This is a genomic window from Azonexus sp. IMCC34842, from assembly GCF_050368855.1.
GTDB classification, from domain to species: domain Bacteria; phylum Pseudomonadota; class Gammaproteobacteria; order Burkholderiales; family Rhodocyclaceae; genus Azonexus; species Azonexus denitrificans_A.
The window spans coordinates 299,306-318,401 of the sequence record NZ_CP178449.1 but is presented as its reverse complement, the minus strand read 5'-3'; the positions used below and the strand labels follow the sequence as shown (position 1 = coordinate 318,401).

17 protein-coding genes are annotated in these 19,096 nt (G+C 60.0%); 12 read left to right on the top strand and 5 right to left on the bottom strand.

The window, feature by feature from the left end; translation table 11 throughout:
* Nucleotides 1-14 precede the first annotated feature (14 nt).
* The 4 genes from ACLIKD_RS01510 to ACLIKD_RS01495 are packed head-to-tail and all read right to left on the bottom strand — an operon-like array spanning nucleotide 15 to nucleotide 2,803.
* The gene (locus ACLIKD_RS01510; protein ID WP_428826887.1) at nucleotides 15-740 is read right to left on the bottom strand and encodes an MlaA family lipoprotein; all 726 of its coding nucleotides are present in this window, start codon (nucleotides 738-740) and stop codon (nucleotides 15-17) included.
* Complete coding sequence (gene mlaD / locus ACLIKD_RS01505; RefSeq protein WP_226418557.1) at nucleotides 737-1,207, bottom strand: outer membrane lipid asymmetry maintenance protein MlaD; 471 nt, start codon at nucleotides 1,205-1,207, stop codon at nucleotides 737-739. The genes ACLIKD_RS01510 and mlaD overlap by 4 nt, the downstream gene beginning before the upstream one ends.
* Nucleotides 1,204-1,998, bottom strand: coding sequence for a lipid asymmetry maintenance ABC transporter permease subunit MlaE (mlaE, locus tag ACLIKD_RS01500; protein WP_428826886.1), 795 nt, complete (start codon nucleotides 1,996-1,998; stop codon nucleotides 1,204-1,206). Before mlaE ends, mlaD begins: the two co-directional genes overlap by 4 nt.
* Nucleotides 1,991-2,803, bottom strand: coding sequence for an ABC transporter ATP-binding protein (locus ACLIKD_RS01495; protein ID WP_428826885.1), 813 nt, complete (start codon nucleotides 2,801-2,803; stop codon nucleotides 1,991-1,993). The genes mlaE and ACLIKD_RS01495 overlap by 8 nt, the downstream gene beginning before the upstream one ends.
* Before the next feature lie 99 nt (nucleotides 2,804-2,902).
* On the opposite strand from ACLIKD_RS01495, the gene ACLIKD_RS01490 reads away from it, so the two are divergent.
* The 12 genes from ACLIKD_RS01490 (at nucleotide 2,903) to ACLIKD_RS01435 (ending at nucleotide 17,339) form a co-directional block, all read left to right on the top strand.
* Entirely contained in the window at nucleotides 2,903-4,333 is a 1,431-nt protein-coding gene (locus ACLIKD_RS01490; RefSeq protein ID WP_428826884.1) for a sigma-54-dependent transcriptional regulator, read from the top strand.
* Complete coding sequence (locus tag ACLIKD_RS01485) at nucleotides 4,330-5,694, top strand: ExeA family protein (RefSeq protein ID WP_428826883.1); 1,365 nt, start codon at nucleotides 4,330-4,332, stop codon at nucleotides 5,692-5,694. The genes ACLIKD_RS01490 and ACLIKD_RS01485 overlap by 4 nt, the downstream gene beginning before the upstream one ends.
* 100 nt (nucleotides 5,695-5,794) lie before the next feature.
* A complete protein-coding gene (gene mshL, locus ACLIKD_RS01480; RefSeq protein ID WP_428826882.1) occupies nucleotides 5,795-7,618 on the top strand; it encodes a pilus (MSHA type) biogenesis protein MshL in 1,824 nt (607 codons plus the stop codon).
* 9 nt (nucleotides 7,619-7,627) lie between these two features.
* Nucleotides 7,628-8,872, top strand: coding sequence for a tetratricopeptide repeat protein (locus tag ACLIKD_RS01475; protein ID WP_428826881.1), 1,245 nt, complete (start codon nucleotides 7,628-7,630; stop codon nucleotides 8,870-8,872).
* 7 nt (nucleotides 8,873-8,879) lie between these two features.
* Entirely contained in the window at nucleotides 8,880-10,586 is a 1,707-nt protein-coding gene (locus ACLIKD_RS01470) for a GspE/PulE family protein (protein ID WP_428826880.1), read from the top strand.
* 2 nt (nucleotides 10,587-10,588) lie between these two features.
* Nucleotides 10,589-11,788: a type II secretion system F family protein gene (locus ACLIKD_RS01465; RefSeq protein WP_428826879.1), complete on the top strand. Its 1,200-nt coding sequence runs from the start codon at nucleotides 10,589-10,591 to the stop codon at nucleotides 11,786-11,788.
* Entirely contained in the window at nucleotides 11,785-13,302 is a 1,518-nt protein-coding gene (locus tag ACLIKD_RS01460) for a hypothetical protein (protein WP_428826878.1), read from the top strand. The genes ACLIKD_RS01465 and ACLIKD_RS01460 overlap by 4 nt, the downstream gene beginning before the upstream one ends.
* A complete protein-coding gene (locus tag ACLIKD_RS01455; RefSeq protein ID WP_428826877.1) occupies nucleotides 13,299-13,901 on the top strand; it encodes a hypothetical protein in 603 nt (200 codons plus the stop codon). The genes ACLIKD_RS01460 and ACLIKD_RS01455 overlap by 4 nt, the downstream gene beginning before the upstream one ends.
* Entirely contained in the window at nucleotides 13,865-14,269 is a 405-nt protein-coding gene (locus ACLIKD_RS01450; protein ID WP_428826876.1) for a hypothetical protein, read from the top strand. Before ACLIKD_RS01455 ends, ACLIKD_RS01450 begins: the two co-directional genes overlap by 37 nt.
* Before the next feature lie 140 nt (nucleotides 14,270-14,409).
* Nucleotides 14,410-15,252 carry a hypothetical protein gene (locus ACLIKD_RS01445; RefSeq protein WP_428826875.1) on the top strand — a complete coding sequence of 281 codons (843 nt, stop codon included), beginning with the start codon at nucleotides 14,410-14,412 and terminating at the stop codon, nucleotides 15,250-15,252.
* Nucleotides 15,228-15,935, top strand: a complete 708-nt coding sequence (locus tag ACLIKD_RS01440) for a type II secretion system protein (protein WP_428826874.1) — start codon at nucleotides 15,228-15,230, stop codon at nucleotides 15,933-15,935. The genes ACLIKD_RS01445 and ACLIKD_RS01440 overlap by 25 nt, the downstream gene beginning before the upstream one ends.
* Before the next feature lie 93 nt (nucleotides 15,936-16,028).
* Entirely contained in the window at nucleotides 16,029-17,339 is a 1,311-nt protein-coding gene (locus ACLIKD_RS01435; protein ID WP_428826873.1) for an adenylate/guanylate cyclase domain-containing protein, read from the top strand.
* Here ACLIKD_RS01435 and ACLIKD_RS01430 read toward each other — a convergent pair.
* Nucleotides 17,317-18,993 (bottom strand): hypothetical protein, encoded by a 1,677-nt coding sequence (locus ACLIKD_RS01430; RefSeq protein WP_428826872.1) that lies wholly within the window; start codon nucleotides 18,991-18,993, stop codon nucleotides 17,317-17,319. The genes ACLIKD_RS01435 and ACLIKD_RS01430 overlap by 23 nt on opposite strands.
* Nucleotides 18,994-19,096: the final 103 nt, after the last annotated feature.

The following is a 19,096-nucleotide window of genomic DNA, read 5'->3' as shown; positions in this document are numbered from 1 at the left end:
TCTTTTCTGAACAATCAATCATCCAGCCGCGGCGGACGGCCATCGAAAACCTGGTTACGCCGACGCTGCAGATAAGCGTCGCGAATGTAGGCATACTTATCGATCGCGGCTTCCTCGACCACCGTATCAGACGGCAGCAGGCTGGCCCGAATGTCGACGAACCGCAATACCGCCAGGCTGTTGCGGATGGCTATCGGACGCATCCCGAGAGCGGGATCGACATAGGAATCGACTGCCCAACCGGCCGTATCGCGAGCCGTGCGCGGCCCGATGATCGGCCAGAACAAATAGCCGCCATCACTCACGCCCCAAACCGCAAGCGTCTGGCCAAAATCCTCGTCATGCCGTTCCAGACCTAGTTCGCTGGCCACATCGAAGAGACCGAAAATGCCAATGGTCGAGTTGACCAGGAGGCGGCCAAGATCGGTGCCGGCATCGGCAAACTTGCCTTGCAGGGCGCTATTGACGCCAATCCACAGATCGCCGGCATTGCCGAAAAAATTCCCGACGCCAGCCTTGACCGCGAGCGGCACGGCCTTGTCGTAGACTTGAGCGACCGGTTTCGCCGCATATTTGTCAACAGCCTCATTCACCGCAAACATCGAGCGGTTGAAACCCTCGTAGGGATCGCGCGGATTATCCTCGGCCAGCGCCCCACCGGAGAGCGCGAGAGCCATCACGCAAGCGGCAAGCCGCCCACGGCACATCCACCATTCAAACGCCAGGAGCTTCCCTGTCATTGTTTATCCTGTCCGTCTGCTGCCTTGTTGAACATGAACTGGCTGATCAATTTTTCCAGAACCACTGCCGACTGCGTCTTGCTAATCGTGTCACCGGCCTTCAACATCTTTTCATCGCCCCCGACATCGAAGCCGACGTACTGCTCACCGAGCAGGCCAGCCGTATTGATCGAGGCAAAAGTGTCCTTCGGAAACTGGTAGCGGCCATCGATATTCATCGTTACCACGGCCTCGTAAGTCGAGGAGTCGAACTTGATGTCGGCGATCCGTCCGATCACCACCCCGGCACTTTTCACCGGCCCGCGCACCTTGAGTCCGCCAATATTATCAAATTTGGCGTATAGCTCGTATGTATCAGACAAACGGCTCGACGAAAGGTTGCCGACCTTGAGGGCAAGAAACAACACTGCGGCGATGCCGATTGCGACGAAGAAGCCAACCCAGAGGTCAAGTGCAGTACGGTTCATGAAGTTCCTCGAAACATGAACGAAGTCAGAACGAAATCCAGCGCCAGAATGGTCAGCGCCGAGGTCACCACGGTGCGCGTAATCGCCCGCGAAACACCTTCGGCGGTAGGTGCCGAGTCGTAGCCTTCGAAAACGGCAATCAGCGAAACCGCGATGCCAAAAATAAAACTCTTGACGACCCCGTTCCAGATATCGAAACGAAAATCGACGCCAGACTGCATCTGCGACCAGAAAGCGCCATCGTCAACGCCGATGAAGACGACACCGACCAGCCAGCCCCCCAGCACGCCCATCGCCGAAAACATCGCCGCCAGCAGCGGCATGGTGATCACGCCGCCCCAGAAACGCGGCGCCACGACACGGGCTATCGGATTGACCGCCATCATGTCCATGGCTTTCAACTGTTCGGTTGCTTTCATCAGGCCAATTTCGGCAGTCACCGAGGTGCCCGCGCGGGAAGCGAACAACAGGCCTGCCAGCACCGGACCGAGTTCGCGCGTCAGTGACAGCGCCACCATCGTTCCCAATGCCTCGGTCGAACCGAAGCGCTGCAGGATTTCATAACCCTGCAGCCCAAGCACCATGCCGACAAACAGGCCGGAAACGAGAATGATCAGTAGCGACAACACACCACTGAAATAAATTTCACGCAGGGTCAACGGCAGCCGCCGGAAGGCAGTTCCCGAATGCGTCAGAATGGCAAACAGAAAACGGGATGCAAAACCGAGGCGCCAGATACGATCGACCACCGCATGGCCCAATTTCCGAAGCAGGGTGGCCGGCCTAAGCATGCGGCACTCCGGACAGAAACTCCTGTCGCACCGACGGCGCCGGATAGTCGAAATGAACCGGCCCATCGACCTCGGCATGCACGAACTGGTGTACGAACGGATCGCTCGAAGCACGGATCTGATCCGGCGTTCCCTCGGCGACGATCTGCCCATTCGAGATGAAATAAATGTAATCGACGATCTGCAGAGATTCCTGCACATCGTGGGTGACCATGATCGAGGTCGCGCCGAGCGCGTCGTTCAGCTTGCGAATCAACTGGCCAATGACGCCCAGAGCAATCGGGTCGAGCCCGGTGAACGGCTCGTCGTACATGACCAGCATCGGATCGAGCGCCACGGCACGGGCCAGCGCGACCCGCCGGGCCATCCCGCCGGAAAGCTCACCCGGCATCAATTTATGTGCACCGCGCAGGCCAACCGCCTCCAACTTCATCAGCACCAGGTCACGAATCATTTCTTCCGACATATCGGTGTGTTCGCGAATCGGGAAAGCGACATTTTCAAATACCGACATATCGGTAAACAGGGCACCAAACTGAAAAAGCATGCCCATCTTGCGGCGCAAACGATAGAGCTCGGCCTCCGACATCTCGCTAACGCGATGTTTTTCCAGGCGCACATGACCGCCGCTCGGCCGCAACTGGCCGCCGATGCAACGCAACAACGTGGTCTTGCCGCAACCGGAACCGCCCATGATCGCCACCACCTTGCCGCGCGGAATCTTCATGTTGATTCCCTGCAGCACAGGCCGGCCGTCATAGTTGAATTGCAGATCTTCGATATCGACCAGAATGTCGTCGGGCAAAGCGTGGTCCTTGGAAAAAGTCGGGCGATTTTATCAGAAACGCCCGCCAACGCCGGGAAGAGCCGAGGCTATAATCAAACAAATTTCATATGGAATGTTGTGTCCCAGCCTGTTGCCAAGCCTCTCCTGCTGATCGTCGATGACGACTCGCTGATCAGCGAGTCGCTCAGTTTTGCCTTCGCACAGGAGTTCGATGTCGTCACCAGCCATGCTCGTCCGCATGCCCTGACCCTGCTGCGCCAGTTGCGCCAGGCGCCGCAACTGGCCTTGGTCGACCTCGGGCTACCGCCATATCCGCATCGTCCCGACGAGGGTTTTGCCCTGATCAGCGATCTGCTCGCCTTGTCGCCGGAAATGAAGATCATCGTTCTTTCGGGGCAAAACGACGAAGACAATGCCCGCCATGCGAGAACGCTGGGCGCCGTCGATTTTGTTGGCAAGCCCTGCGACCCGGGGCGGCTGACCGCGCTTTTCCGCCAGGCACTGAGCTTTTCCGACAGCCGGCAAGAAACTCCCATTGGGGGCCTAGTCGGAGAAAGCCTGCCGATGCAGCGCCTGCGCCTGCAACTCGGACAGTATGCCAATCTGGCCTTTCCGGTACTGATCGAAGGCGAATCGGGTAGCGGCAAGGACATCGTCGCCAGCCACTACCTGCACCGGCAGACCGAACGGCGCGACAAGCCGTTTCTCGCCCTCAATTGCGCCGCCATTTCGCCAACCCTGCTTGAGCCGACGCTATTTGGCTATGCCAAGGGATCATTCACCGGCGCCGGTTCGGCGAAGGCCGGTTATTTCGAGGATGCCGATGGGGGCACGCTGTTTCTCGACGAAATTGGCGAACTGCCGCTGGAGCTTCAGCCCAAGCTGTTGCGGGTTCTCGAAAACGGTGAATATCAACGCGTTGGCGAAACGCAGACACGCATCTCCAGCGCCCGCATCATCGCCGCCACCAACCGCGACCTGCGTAAGGAAGTCCGCAACGGACGCTTCCGGGCCGACCTTTTTCACCGGCTCTCGGTGTTCACTGTCGCCGTCCCGCCGGTCCGTGACATGGGTAACGACCGTCTGCTCCTGCTCGACCACTTCCGGAAACTTTACGCGGACCAGGCGCGCCTGCCGCCCTTCACGCTAACGCCTGCTGCCAAAGGAATCTGGCTGGACTATGCCTTCCCGGGCAATGTGCGCGAACTGCGCAACATCGTCATCCGGCTCACCGCCCGCCACGCCGGGCAGGAAATCAGCCCGGAAAAACTGATCGCCGAGTTCGAGTCGGCCGACATCAGCGAACCGACGACCACGGTTTCAAGCGGCTTGGCGGCCGACGACCTGGCCCAAGCCAGACAGTCGGCCCGCAAACATTTGCAAAACGCCGGCCGGCTGAACCTCGACGCGACGTTGGAACTGTGGGAGCGCGGTTATATTGAGGCGGCCATCGAACTCAGTGCCGGCAACATGAGTCAGGCGGCGCGCCGCCTCGGCATCAATCGCACGACACTGTATAACCGCATGGAAGGCTGGAACCGGGCATGAGCCTTTACCTCGAACACTTCGGTCTGCGCGAACCGCCATTTCGCATCACGCCGCACACCGACTTTTTCTTTACCGGCGCCAATCGTGGCCCAACCCTCGAGGCCCTGGTTTACGCCATCACCCAGGACGAAGGCATCGTCAAGGTTACCGGCGAAGTCGGCAGCGGCAAGACCATGCTCTGCCGCATGCTGCTGGAAAGACTGCCGGACAACGTTGAAACCCTGTACCTCGCCAATCCCTCGCTGTCCCGCCAGGAAATCCTCGGCGCGATTGCCGACGAACTCGGCATTCCAACCGACGGCAAGGCCACGCACTCGCTGACCCGGGCCCTGCAGGATGCGCTGATCGAACGTTACGCCGCCGGCAAGCGGGTCGTCATGCTGATCGACGAGGCGCACGCGATGCCGGCCGAATCGCTCGAAGAGATCCGCCTGCTTTCGAATCTCGAGTCGAAGGCGACCAAGCTCTTGCAGATCGCCCTCTTTGCCCAGCCGGAACTGGACGAGCGGCTGGCCGCCAACGACATGCGCCAGCTCCGCGAACGGATCACCCAGCACTTCAGCCTGGCCCCGCTAAAGCCGGACGACGTCGCCAGTTATATCGAATTTCGCCTGCGCGCCGCCGGCTACCACGGCCCCAATCCCTTTACTGCCGCCGCAGTGAAACTGATTGCCGAGATTTCCGAAGGCCTCTCCCGGCGTATCAACATACTCGCCGACAAGGCCCTGCTCGCCGCCTATTCGCATGGCAGCCACCAGGTCGATAGCGGCGAAATAAGAATCGCCGCGCAGGATGCTCGCTTCTCCCCGCTGCACCAAAAATCCGGATTCAACGTCAAGCCGCTACTCTGGGGGCTGGCCGGCATTGGCATCGCCACCCTGCTGTTCGCCCTGGCCTTCAATCTCGGCTCGCGTAGCGTTCCCCCTCCGTTAGCCGAGGCGCCAAGCGCGACAACCAATACCCTGCCAGCACCGCCAGCCAAGACGCTCCAACCACGTACGCTGAGCGGCAGCCAGGCCGAATCGCCGAGCAACATCCGCTTTGGTCCACTTACCCGCCAGCATTTCGACCAGTACGATGAGTGGTTGAAAAAGGCACCGCGCCAGCATTACTTCATTCAGCTACTGGCGACCGATGCCACCCACACCGGAGAAATCGAAGGATTCCTTGCCCGCGCCGCACCACTTCTCGACCCCAGCCAACTCCGCGCCTATCGATCCAGCCTGTCGGGAAGCGACCGCGTCGGCATCATCTATGGCGACTTCCCGAATCGCGAAGCAGCGGCAGCCGCGATGCAGGCCTTGCCTGAATCGATCAAGGCCGCCCAGCCGTTCCCCAGACAGGTGTCACGGCTGCGCTAGCACCCCGGCTCCAATCATGACGATCCACTAAATTACGTGCTAGCATCTTCAAGGAACTTTGCAAAATTTTGACCCTCTCGTTCAAACAAGGCCAAGCCCGATGAAAATCGGTTTTATCAGCGCAACGCTTCTCTCCCTGTTGCTGGCTGCCTGCTCGGCACCAACGCTCCGCGAACCGCTCAAAGGGCACCTCAGCGACGAGACCGCCCAGCCGCCGGTAGCCAGCGGAACGATCCCGGCTCCGGTACAGCAGAGCCTGGCCCTGCCCAAACCGCGCGCCACGCCGAAAGCCGAAACCTACAGCGTAGTCGTCAATAACGTACCGGTTCGCGACCTGCTCTTCGCCCTTGCCCGCGACGCCAAGGTCAATGTCGACATCCATCCGGGCATTACCGGCACGGTTTCATTGAACGCCATAGACCAGACGCTGCCGCAGCTACTGACCCGGATCTCGAAGCAGGTCGACATGCGCTTTGAAATCGACGGCCCGAATCTCGCCGTGATGCCGGACTCGCCCTTCCTGAAGCATTACAAGGTCGATTACGTGAACATGTCGCGCAACGTCACCGGCACGGTGTCGACCAATACCCAGATCGCCACGGGCACGGCAACAGCCGGCGGCAGTGGGACGAGCCCGGCGGGCGGCTCGGGCAGCAACGTTTCCAGCACCCGGATTGAGAACGCCTCGAAAAATCAATTCTGGGAATCGCTGGAAAAGAATATCAAGGACATTCTGCGCGAAACCGACAAAGTGCTGCCGGAAGGCTCCAGTGAGACGGTTATCGAACAAACCACCACGCAAAACTCTACCGGTGCAGCCGCCTTGCCACAAGGTAGCGGCCAACGCGCGGCGCTAGCCATCGCCAATGCGCTCCAGGCCAATCCGACTCCCGGCTCGAACAGCCAGGCGGTCGGCAACACCGTGATGCACCGCAACACCTTCCGCGAAGCCGCATCCGTCATCATGAATGCCGAAAGCGGCGTGATCACCGTCCGCGCCACTCAACGCCAGCACGACAGAATTCAAGAATTTGTTGATCGGGTGATCAACTCGGCCCGCCGGCAGGTCTTGATCGAGGCCACCATCGTTGAGGTAGAACTGTCCGACGGCTACAAGCAGGGTATCGACTGGAGCCGCTTCCGTTCGGACAAGTCAGGATTTTCCATCACCCGTCCGACCAGCGGGGCTGTTGCCGACACGGCCAATGCCGCATTCAATCTGGTTATCCAGCAGATGGACAAGCCATTGAACCTGATTGCCGCAGTGGATTTGCTGCAATCCTTCGGCACGACCAAAGTGCTATCCAGCCCCCGGCTATCCGTTCTCAACAACCAGACCGCAATGCTCAAGGTTGTCGAAAACATCGTCTACTTCAGCGTCAAGGCAGATACCACCATTACTGCCAATGTCGGCACCACGACGGCCGTCACCACTACCCCACAGTCGGTTTCGGTCGGGCTGGTGATGGCGGTGACACCGCAAATCAGCGATACCCAAAACATCATCCTTAATATCCGACCGACCATTTCCGCCGTCTCCGACTGGAAGGAAGACCCCAATCCATCCAACAAGATAGCCGGCGTACAGAATTTTGTCCCCCAGATTCGGACGCGCGAAATCGAGTCGGTCATGCGGGTTGCGAGCGGCGATATCGCCGTTCTCGGTGGGCTGATGGAAGACCGAATTGAATACAACACTGGCCGCATCCCCCTGCTCGGACAGATCCCGTTCGCCGGCGAGCTGGTGACCAAACGTGACAACGCAGCCAAGAAATCAGAACTGGTCATCTTCCTGCGTCCCATCGTCATCAAGGATGCCAGTCTGGACGGCGACTATGCGGGAATGCGTGGCTTCCTGCCGGCCCAGGGCTTCTTCAATCAGCCGAACGAAGCGCAACTGTTCAACGTCGTGCCGAGTCGCTGAGAGCGGGATATGAGCCTGTTGATGGATGCCCTGAAACGGGCCGAGACAAGCAAGCAGGAAGCGACACGGGCGCTGACCGGCAAGGAGGCCGCGCCGCCCGTTGGCGAAGGGCTGAGCCTGGAGCCAATCAGTACGGGGCAGGCGAAGGCGGGCGGTAGCCCCCTACCCGACCTCGCCACCCACCTTGATGCGGTCGACGCCGACCTGGCCAGCGCCGCACGCCCGGACGTGCCGCCACGGCCGCCCGCCAGCCCGAAACCAACCGGCGAGAATACCGCCGAACAAAGCGGGCGCAATGCCGTCCGCAATGCCTTCATGGCCAAGCAAACCGCCAGCAAACCCTCGAAAGGGCCGCTCTGGCTGGCGCTTGGCACGCTCGGCATAGCCGGCCTGGCGATCGCAGCATATGTCTGGTTTCAACTGAACAGCATGGGCAACAATTCGATGGCCCCTCCCGTCAGCCGGGCACCAGCCATGGCTGCACCGACTCCGCCCGTCAGCCCACCGCCCGCATTTGCCACATCGCCCCAGCCGCCCGCCGTACAGCCCCCGACGGGCAGCGAGGCGAGACTTTTTCCACCACCTTCCCTGGTGCGCCGCCCCGAGCGCGTCGCACAAACCGCCCCCGAAGCCGGCCCGGGCACGCAGATCCGCCTCGCCCGCACCCGTCCGGAACCGGACAGCAACCTGTTGCAGGGCCACGCCAATATTCAACACAACGATCTCGATCTGGCTCGCCGGAATTTCGAGAAGGCCCTCGGGCGTGACCCGAACAATACCGATGCCCTGCTTGCGCTGGCCGCGATTGCCCAGCGCCAGGGCCAGCCGGCCGACGCCGAGGCCTTGTATCGGCGGGCGCTAATCGCCAACCCGAGCGACCCGGCCGTCCAAGCTGCGGTGCTGAACGGTGCAACGGCCGGGGCCGACCCGCAGAACACCGAAAGCCGCCTGAAAACCCTGCTGGCCGGCCAGCCCGAATCGGCGCCGCTCAACTTCGCGCTGGGCAATCTGCTGTCTCGCCAGAAACGCTGGGCCGAGGCGCAACAGGTCTATTTCAACGCGGTTGCTGCCGAGAGCGACAATCCGGATTACCTGTTCAATCTAGCCGTCAGTCTCGATCATCTCCGGCAAAGCCGCCCGGCCGCCCAACACTACCGGCTGGCGCTGGAAGCTGCCGAGCGACGTCCGGCGGCCTTCGATCAGGCACAGGTCAAAAAGCGCCTGCTTGATCTCCAGCCGGAAAGGCAGCCCTGACTTCGCCATGAACACCTCCGCCCTAACGCGCCGGCCACTGGGTCAAATCCTGATCGCCGAAGGCATTCTTTCGGAAGACCAGCTGCGCATCGCGCTGCTCGAGCAGATGAAGCAGAACCAGCCGATCGGCAAGCTGCTGGTATCGCTCGGTTTCGTTTCCGAAGCCACCTTGCGCCAGGCGCTGTCGGAGAGTCTGGGCAAGCAGAGCATCGACCTAACGCACGCCGTCATCGACCCCCAGGCCCTCAAGTTGGTACCGCGCGACCTGGCCAAGCGCTACCACCTGCTGCCGCTCGACTACGACCGACAGAGCCGCCGGCTGACCCTGGCCATTTCCGACGTCAACGACATCGTCGGCCTGGACCGCGTCCGCGCCCTGATCGAAGAGGGCACGACTATCGAGACGCTGCTCGCCGGCGAATCGGAAATCGACCGCGCCATCGATCAGTATTACGGCCACGAATTGTCGATTGACGGCATCCTGCACGAAATCGAAACCGGCGAAATCGACTGGAAAAGCCTGTCGACCACCGACAACGAATATAGCCAGCCGGTGGTCCGGCTGATCGACTCGATCCTCACCGATGCCGTGAAGCGCGAAGCTTCCGACATCCACTTCGAGCCGGAAGCCAATTTCCTGCGCATTCGCTACCGGATCGACGGCATGCTGCGCCAGATCCGCGCCCTGCACAAATCCTACTGGCCGGCCATGACGGTGCGCATCAAGGTGCTTTCAGGCATGAATATCGCCGAAATGCGCGCCCCGCAGGATGGCCGCATCGGCCTCAGCGTTTCCGGCCGGCCGGTGGACTTCCGCGTCGCCTGCCAGCCGACGATCCATGGCGAGAATATCGTGCTGCGCATTCTCGACCGCCAGAAGGGCATCGTGCCGCTGGAAGACCTCGGCCTGTCCGAAGAACATCTGCATCAGTTGAAGCTGATGATCGCCCGGCCGGAAGGCATCATCCTGGTCACCGGCCCGACCGGCAGCGGCAAAACGACAACTCTGTACTCGGTACTCAACCACATCAACGCCGAGGGCATCCACATCATGACCCTCGAAGACCCGGTCGAATACCCGATGGCCATGGTCCGCCAGACCTCGGTGGCGGAAAACGCCAAGCTCGATTTCGCCAACGGCATCCGCTCGATGATGCGCCAGGATCCGGACGTCATTCTGGTCGGCGAAGTACGCGATGCCGAAACGGCGGAAATGGCCTTCCGCGCCTCGATGACCGGCCATCAGGTATATACGACCCTGCACACCAATTCGGCGATCGGCGCGGTGCCGCGCCTGCTCGACATCGGCGTGCTACCCGACATCATGGCCGGCAATATCATCGGCATCGTCGCCCAGCGGCTGATCCGCCGGCTGTGTGAGCACTGCAAAACCCCCTACCACGCCGAGCCCCACGAAATCCGCCTGCTCGGCCCGCAGACCGAGGGCTCCCGCCCCGTGCTGTTTCGCCCGACCGGCTGCGAACTCTGCGACTTTCAGGGCTACCGAGGCCGCATCGCGATCATGGAACTGCTGCGCATCGACGCCGGCCTCGACGAACTGATTTCCCGCCGCGCCACCACTCACGAAATCCGCAGCCGGGCGCTCTTGCAGGGCTTCAGCACGCTGGCCGACGACGGCCTGCGGCGCGTGCTGAACGGCACGACTTCGCTGGAAGAACTGGCACGCGTCGTCGACCTGACCGACCGGATGTAGCCATGCTTTTCGACTACAAGGCGGTCAGCGCCGAAGGACGGATGATTTACGGGCGACTTGACGCGATCAATCTGGTCGACCTCGAAATGCGTCTGAAACGCATGGAACTCGATCTGGTGACCGGTTCAATCGTCGAACACCGTGCGCTGTTCGGTGGCCGCAGCATCCCCCGTCCCGAGCTGATCAACTTCTGCTTTCACCTCGAACAGCTGACCCGGGCCGGCGTGCCGATACTCGACGGGCTGACCGACCTGCGCGATTCGATCGAACACCCGCGCTTCCGCGAGGTGATCGCCGTACTGATCGAGAATATCGAAGGCGGCCAGACGCTTTCGCAGGCGATGGATACCCATCAGGATGTCTTCAGCCAGGTATTCGTCAACCTGGTCAGAGCCGGCGAATCGAGCGGCCAACTGCCGGAGGTCCTGGTCGGCCTCACCGAGTCGCTGAAATGGGAAGACGAACTCGCCTCGCACACCAAAAAGCTGCTGATGTATCCGGCCTTTGTCGCCAGCATCGTGCTCGCCGCCACGTTTTTCCTGATGATCTACATGGTGCCGCAGCTCAAGCTGTTCATTAAGAACATGGGCCAGACCCTGCCGGCCCAGACCAAGCTGCTATTTTTCATCTCCGACCTGCTGGTCGACTTCTGGTACCTGTTCCTGCTCACCCCCATCGTCGCCTTTTTGATCGGGCAGTTCATCCTGCGCACCGACCCGCGAGCCCGCCTGCGCCTGGATGGAATCAAGCTGCGCCTGCCGGTGGTCGGACCGATCATCAAGAAGATCATCCTGTCGCGCTTTGCCAACACCTTTGCCATGCTCTACGCTTCGGGCATCCCGATTCTTGAATCGATCCGCACCACCCAGGACATCGTCGGCAACCGTGTGGTCAAACAAGCACTGCAACGGGTCGAGCATTCGATTCGCGAAGGCCGCAATGTGGCCGGCGCCTTTCACGATGTCGGGCTGTTCCCGCCGCTGGTCGTTCGCATGCTGCGGGTTGGCGAAAACACCGGCGGTCTCGACAAGGCCCTGCTCAACGTCAGCTATTTTTATACCCGTGACGTCAAGGAATCTGTCAGCAAGGCCCAAACCATGATCGAGCCCATGCTGACCCTGTTCATGGGCGCCCTGCTCGGCTGGATTATGCTGTCGGTCATCGGCCCTATCTACGACGTCATCAGCAAGATAAAAACGTGATCGCCCGTCGCCTGCTCTACCTCAACACGCACCGCCTCTCCGCCTATTTCTGGCGGCACGGCAAGCTGTTGCCGGAAGGCGCATTCGAAAATGGCGACGAAGGCCTGGCGGGCTTCGCCGAGTATCTGGCCGCGCATCGCCACAGTCATTTCTCGCTGCTCGCCAACGTCACCGAAGAAGGCCACGTTCTCGAAACCATCCCGTTCCTGCATGGCAGCGACCGGCAGGCGCTGATCACCCGCAAGATCGGCCAGCACTTCCTCGGCACGCCGCTGGCCACGGCATTTTCACTCGGTTACGAGAAAAGCCAGCGGAAGAACGAAAAACTGCTGATCTCGGCGCTGACCAATCCGATCCATTTCGAACCCTGGCTACAACGCATCAACGACGCGGAAGCCCCACTGGCCGGCGTTTATACGGTTGCCCAACTGGGTGGCCAGCTGTTGAAGAAGCTCGGCCTGGCCAACGGTCGCTGCCTGCTTCTGACGCTGCAGGATCATTCGATACGCGAAAGTTACCTGGTCAATGGCCAAACGCTTTTCTCGCGGATGGCGCCGATTACCGACAGCAGCATTGCCGGCGTCGCCAGCAGCTTTGCCGCCGAAGCCGGGAAGCTGCACCAATACCTGATCGGCCAGCGCCTGATCAGCCGCGACGAGACCCTGCCGGTCTTCATCGTCGCCTCCCCGCCAGCCATCCCGGCCATCGAACACGCCTGCCCGGACCATGGCCACCTGGCCTTTTCGATCATCAACAGCCACGTCGCCGCCCACAAGCTCGGCCTGCACACGCCGCCCGAAGACAGTCGCAGCGACTTTCTGTTTCTTCACCTGCTGGCCACGGCCGCACCCAGCCAGCAGTTCGCCGGTCAAGTGCATCGTCACGATTTCCGGCTCTCGCAGATCCGCCAGAGCATTATCGCCGCCGGCCTGATCGCCCTGCTCGGCAGCCTGTTGTTCTCGGCCAAGGAAAACTACGATGCCTACGCGCTGCGCCAGGAAACCCAGACGCTGCGCACCAGCGAAGCCGATCTCAGCTGGCGCTATCAGGAAATCTCCGCGACTTTTCCGCAACTCGGCATCGACAATGACACCCTGCGCCGGCTGACTACCCGCCATGCCGACCTCAGTCGTCAACAGCATCTGCCCGGCGCGGCCTATCGGCTGGTCAGCCGGGCTCTCGACCAGATGCCCAACGTCATCCTCGAAGGCATCGAGTGGAAAATCGGCCGCCAGGGCACGCCCGCCGCCGCTTCCGTTATCGAAGGCAACGAGGAAATCACGACAATCCGCGGGGCGATCCGCCCCGAACCGAACGCGACACCCCGGCAGATTCTCGCCAGCTTCGAGCAATTCGCCGAGTTGTTGCGCAGCGACCCGGCCTGTTCCGTGAGCGTGCTGCAACAACCATTCGACATGGAATCCGGACGGGCGCTGCGCGGCGGCGATAGTGAGGACGAAAACGCCCAGCCGCGCCAATTCGCAGTCGAGATTACCCGGAAAATCGCGCCATGAAATTTACCGTCGGCGATCTGGTCAAACTTCGACTGCCCATCCTCGGCACGCTAATCCTGTTCCTGTTAGCCGGCTTGCTCGTCTGGTGGAGCCTGCAGCAGGAACAAAAAGCCGGGCAAGAGAGGAATGGCGCAGCAGCGGGCATGAGCCAGGTCGAACAGCGCCTGCGTCAGGTTCGTACTGAAGAACAGGAACTCAAGGAAAGAGCGCTGATGTTCCAGAAAATGCAGAATTCCGGCATCACCGGAGAAGAAAGGCGCCTGGATTGGACGGAACTGCTGCGTCGAATCCAGCAAGACATGCGCCTGCCCGGCATGAACTACGAATTTGGCGCCCAGAAACCGCTGGAAAGTGTCAACGGCGCGGCTTTTGCCTACTTTTCCAGCTCGATGCGCCTGCAACTCCGCCTGCTCCACGAAGAAGATCTGATCAACTTCCTCGCCCGCGTGCAACGCGAAGCCAAGGCCTTGGTCCTCGTTCGCAACTGCAAGCTGGCCCCGCAGGCAGGTAGCAGCGATAACCGTTCGGCCATCGCCCAACTGAGCGCCGAATGCGAATTGCAATGGGTCACCGTGCGCCGGTCGACCGCAACGAAATGAACATCCGCCCCACACTGCTCCTGTTGCTGCTGGTTGTCGCCCCAACTCTCTGCCGGGCGCAACAGGAACCGCTCGGCCGACTATTCCTGACGCCGCAACAACGCGCCGCACTCGACCGCCAGCGCCAACTCAACCCCGGCTTCAGCCCCAATACCACGGAAGGCGAAGCCAGCCAGACCATCAACGGCGAAGTCCGCCGCAGCAACGGCCGCGCCACGCGCTGGATCAACGGCCAAGCCATCTGGGACGACAGCATTCCCGCGCCACGGGTACCGGTCGGCGATACGTTTCATCCGGAAACGGGGGAACGCGAAAGTCTGCTGGGCGGCGGCAGGATCATCGTCAAGCCGGCCGCCAATAGACGCTAGGTATGAACAGACCACCACTCCATCAGCGAGGAATAGCGCTGCTTCTCTTCGTATTCATAGCTTCAGTAATAAGTGCGTTGGTGTTTCTATCTACCTCCAGTATCCACAGCGCCCGCATTGAACAGGAGCGCAGGACACAGTTGGCTCTGCGAGCAGCCAAAGATGCGCTGATTGGCGATGCTGCGGCCTATCGCAGCAGTAGCACCACCTACCTTCCTGGTCATTTTCGCTGCCCTGAACGTTTATCAATCGGTTCTCCAATTGAAGGACAAGCGCAGACTACATGTTCCACGACAACCACCCGCCTCGGTCGCTTCCCATGGAAAACGCTAGGGGTTGACAAACTCCTTGATGGCTACGGCGAACCTCTTTGGTACGCAATCTCACCAGGATTTACTACATCACCAATTAACAGCAACTCGATTGGCCAACTCCAAGTAAACGGTTTACCCAATGCAGCAGTCGCTATCGTCATTGCGCCGGGAGTACCTCTTCCGGGGCAAAACCGCAGCATCACAACAGCTACAAGCCCCCCACAACCAAGTGATTACCTCGACTTGGGGAATGCAGATGGTTTTGACTTTGTTAGCTCGGGACCAATACAGACCTTTAACGATCACATTGTTACCGTAACTCGGGCCGAACTATTTAAGGCAGTCAACATGAGAGTCCTTGCTGAAGTACGCGGCATTGATGATGGTTCAAACCTACCTATATTTGCATTGCGGGGATACTTCCACGACAAAGGCTTTTTCCCTTGGGCTGACACGGATGGAGATGGTTACGCGAACGTCAATATGCAAACAGGACGATTACCTTTCAAAGATATTTCCTTTGATCTCACAACTTTTAATTGGCTGAATACTCAAAACCAATGGTTTTCAGTTATTAGCTACACCCGTCTCTCCCCAAACAGCGCCGAGATCAGCATTGGTAACACTGTAATGAAGGTCATTCCATGCACTACATTGCCTTGTCCATAAAATCTGACCGAAGCGACGGTTTTACCCTCATTGAGCTTACGATTGTTCTGGTCATCGTCTCGCTGCTTGCTGGTGGATTCATTATGAGCATTGGAGCACGGATCGATCAGCGCAACGTCAGTGACACTCAACAACAACTCCAAGAGGTATGCGATGCGCTTTTGGGCTACGCTGCATCTCACAGTTCAGCCGACGGCAAACCACACCTTCCATGCCCAGATACCGATGGGGATGGATTGGAAAACAGGACTGGTTTTAATTGCACAAATGTCGATGGCTTGCTGCCGTGGAGTGACCTCGGACTAGCTCGCCAAGATGCTTGGAGTAACCGGTTTCGGTATCACGCCCATCCCAACTTCGCTAGGACAGATGTTGGTTTCACTCTTACGACTTCTGCCAACCTTCGGGTCTGTGACCAAGCAGCTTGCACCTCAACGCTCGCAACAAACCTACCAGCAGTAATCGTTTCTCATGGGAAAAATGGGCTTGGCGCCACAAACTCAGGAAACACACCGAATACAGCACCAATTAGCGCGGACGAACTTGAAAATACAAATAGTGACGCCAATTTTGTCTCCCACACCCCGACCCCGGCCGGTGCCAACGAGTTCGATGATCTCGTCGTCTGGCTCTCACCGAACATTCTCTACAACCGGATGATCGCGGCCGGGCGGCTGCCCTAGCCTCTCAGGCTCCGGGTTTCGCCGTATTGACCTGGGCCGGCCCGACTGCCACACTGGTTTATGCCGAAGTTATGAGCGCTACCCGGATTTCTCGTGAACCAGCAACCTTTCCTATTCTCCCTACGCAACGCCGGCATCAATCCGGATGACGATGCCGAAACACGGCTGAAGAAATCGCTGCTGATCTTCGCCACCGGCTTGGTCTGTCTCGGCTCAATGGTGTGGCTGTTCCTGTATGGCCAGATGGGGCCACAGTTTTCGGCGACGGCGCCCTTCATTTTCCAGTTGCTGCTCGTCAGCAATCTGCTGCTTTTCTTTCATACCGGCAATTTCGACTTCTTCCGCTATTCGCAACTGGCGCTCTTTCTCTTCGCGCCCTTCGCCGTGCAATGGGGTATCGGCAATTTCATCACGGCCAGCGGCACCAGCCTGTGGGGATTGCTGGCGCCAATCGGCGCACTGCTCTTTTTCGGCGTGCGCGAATCCTTGGCCTGGTTCATCGCCTACATTTTCCTGACCGCGCTGTCCGGCTTTTTCGATTACTTTCTGGCCGACAGCGTGGCGTCGACGGCACCGAAGATCGCCATCCGGACCAGCGTCTTCTTTTTCGCCCTGAATTTCGCCGCCATTTCCAGCATCGTCTACCTGCTGCTGCGCTATGCCGTGCAGGAGAAAGCCAAGGCGCAGGCCAGCCTGGAAGCCACTCACCACCTGCTGCAGGAAGAACAGGAGCGCTCCGAGCGGCTTTTGCTCAACATCCTTCCCGGCCCCATCGCCGAGCGTCTCAAGCACAACAAGCAGACCATCGCCGACGGCTTTGCCGACGTCACGGTGATGTTTGTCGATATCGTCAATTTCACCCGCATCGCCGAAGGCCTCTCGCCGCAGCAGGTATTCGCCATGCTCAACCGGATTTTCTCGGCCTTCGACGAGTTGGCCGAACGCTTCGGCGTCGAGAAGATCAAGACCATAGGCGATGCCTACATGGTCGCCGGCGGCCTGAACAACGAACTGAGCAACTACTCGAAATCCATCGCCGAACTGGCCATCGCGATGCGTGATTTGCTGCGCCGCGATTTCACCATCAATGACATGCATCTCGACGTACGCATCGGCATCGGCACCGGCCCGATCGTCGCCGGTGTGGTGGGCAAGAAGAAATTCATCTACGACTTGTGGGGCGACACCGTCAATCTGGCCAGCCGAATCACCAGCGAAGGCGTACCCGGCATGATCCAGGTCGATGAAACCACGCGTCGCCGACTAGCCGAGCAATTCACCTTCGAGTCACCGCAAACGCTTTACCTGAAGGGCAAGGGCAACACCGTGGTTTATCGCCTGATCGGCCCGCGCAGCGAAAAGGAGCGGCCCGAAATTTCCATCAGCGACGAACTGACAAGCTGAAAGCCACCCGCCCCGGACGATTTTCAAGCAGCGCCAGACAATATCCCGCCGCTTCGGCCTGGCGGGCGGCGTGATAGAGCCCGATACCCAAGCCATCATGCGAACTGACCGGTTCCCATAACAGACGGCCAACAACATCCGGAGCAATCGGACTGCCGTCATCGACCACAGTCAGGACCGAATCGGCAAAATCCACCGCGATACCCAGGCCCGCCTGGCGCTGTCGCTTCGCCAGGGCATTCTGCAACAGGTTTTCCGCCACACTATCGAACAAGCCGAGCGGCACCATGCTCTCCGCTGTCGACTGCCCATGCCAGACAATCGAGGCGTCGGCATAACGGTCCTGTAATTGACTCCACCACAGTGCCGCCGGCACGCATTCGCCGCTCTCGGCCTGCGGCGACTGCAGCTTTTCCAGGGTCACCTTCAGTCGTTCGGTAATCTGCGGCAACTGCCGGCCGAGCAAGCCGGCCAGTTGCGCCGGATCACCGGGCTGGGCGGCGGCATAGCAAAGTCCCTGCATCGATTGCAGCAGATTCTTGACGTCGTGCGTCACCCGGGCACCGGTTTCATAGACGGCCTGTAAATAGCTCATCCGCTGCAGGTCATGTGCCTGGCGCTTGACCAGATAAAACTCGGCGGTCAGGCGCAGCAGCCATTCGACATGCCAGCGCATCGACGGCGACGGGGCCAGGCGAAAACAGACCGCCAGCTCGAAGTCATTCGTCTGGTAAACGTGCCGGTGCGCCGTCTGCTGCCCCGACTGCCCAAGCTTGCCCCCGACCGCCCAGGAAACCCCGCGCACCCAGGGCATGCCCTGCAAATGCAGCATCACGGCGCGGAGAAAACTCGCCGGATCAACTTGCCGTTCGCTTTCTTCGGACAACTGGACCAGCCACTGCTCAAGCGGCATGCCAACCGACAGCATGTAGCGCGACATTGCCGAGCCAATGCCGGAAAAACCAGCCCGCGGATTCCAGGCCCAGGCCACTACCAGCAAGGCGGCGGCGACGGTCAATGAGGTCTTGAACAGCGACTCGACGTAGCTGACCCCGCCAACCAGCATGTAGGCCAAGGCGCCCAGCACGAAAACAGCAAGAACCAGAAAAACCAGAATGCCATAAAACAGATCGAAGGCATCGCCGGCCCGCCGCTGCGGTGCCCGGGCCGGAAAGACGAGGAGCAAGGGCAGAATGAACGGCATGTAATAGGCAATGACATTGCGCGGCAAGGGGTCGAGAGCGACCGCCGACGAGACTTCCGGCACCACCCCGAACACCGTGACCCCGACCAGATAGCCGAAAGCCAGCAGATAGCCCGCCCGTTCGCCCCGCCGCTCGGTCCACAACACCCGCCCGCCAATCGCCGCCGCCAGTGCGCCACACCAGATCAACAGCAGCCATGGCCCGATGAACCAGGTCGAAACCAGTACCGCCGCAAACAGCACAGCCCCCTGACGACCACTGATCCGTCGCTCACCGGCGACGAAGGGCTGCCAGATCAAGAACAGACCGAGCGCCGCCACCCACAGCAAGCGCACAGCAGGAATCTGCCAGCCGCCAAAAGCCAGCGCATGCAACATGAGTAAATGGCCGGCCAGCAGCAAATGCGACCAGTTGGCAAGACGCCGCGAAAGCTTTGTCCCGACGTTCATTTCTGAAACAGAATGTCCATTTTTCGACACTTTTCCGCTAAATCCAGGCAGAAGCCGGCAAATTTGCACCCAACCTTTCGGGCACGGTATTTGCATATACGAA

Bases quoted from the DNA above. Each gene is read 5' to 3' on its own strand.
- mshL (WP_428826882.1), top strand. From the start codon at position 5,795: ATGAAAATCGGTTTTATCAGCGCAACGCTTCTCTCCCTGTTGCTGGCT.
- ACLIKD_RS01510 (WP_428826887.1), bottom strand. From the start codon at position 740: ATGACAGGGAAGCTCCTGGCGTTTGAATGGTGGATGTGCCGTGGGCGG.
- ACLIKD_RS01455 (WP_428826877.1), top strand. From the start codon at position 13,299: ATGAAATTTACCGTCGGCGATCTGGTCAAACTTCGACTGCCCATCCTC.
- ACLIKD_RS01485 (WP_428826883.1), top strand. From the start codon at position 4,330: ATGAGCCTTTACCTCGAACACTTCGGTCTGCGCGAACCGCCATTTCGC.
- mlaE (WP_428826886.1), bottom strand. From the start codon at position 1,998: ATGCTTAGGCCGGCCACCCTGCTTCGGAAATTGGGCCATGCGGTGGTC.
- ACLIKD_RS01470 (WP_428826880.1), top strand. From the start codon at position 8,880: ATGAACACCTCCGCCCTAACGCGCCGGCCACTGGGTCAAATCCTGATC.
- ACLIKD_RS01465 (WP_428826879.1), top strand. From the start codon at position 10,589: ATGCTTTTCGACTACAAGGCGGTCAGCGCCGAAGGACGGATGATTTAC.
- ACLIKD_RS01475 (WP_428826881.1), top strand. From the start codon at position 7,628: ATGAGCCTGTTGATGGATGCCCTGAAACGGGCCGAGACAAGCAAGCAG.
- ACLIKD_RS01450 (WP_428826876.1), top strand. From the start codon at position 13,865: ATGGGTCACCGTGCGCCGGTCGACCGCAACGAAATGAACATCCGCCCC.
- mlaD (WP_226418557.1), bottom strand. From the start codon at position 1,207: ATGAACCGTACTGCACTTGACCTCTGGGTTGGCTTCTTCGTCGCAATC.
- ACLIKD_RS01430 (WP_428826872.1), bottom strand. From the start codon at position 18,993: ATGAACGTCGGGACAAAGCTTTCGCGGCGTCTTGCCAACTGGTCGCAT.
- ACLIKD_RS01440 (WP_428826874.1), top strand. From the start codon at position 15,228: ATGCACTACATTGCCTTGTCCATAAAATCTGACCGAAGCGACGGTTTT.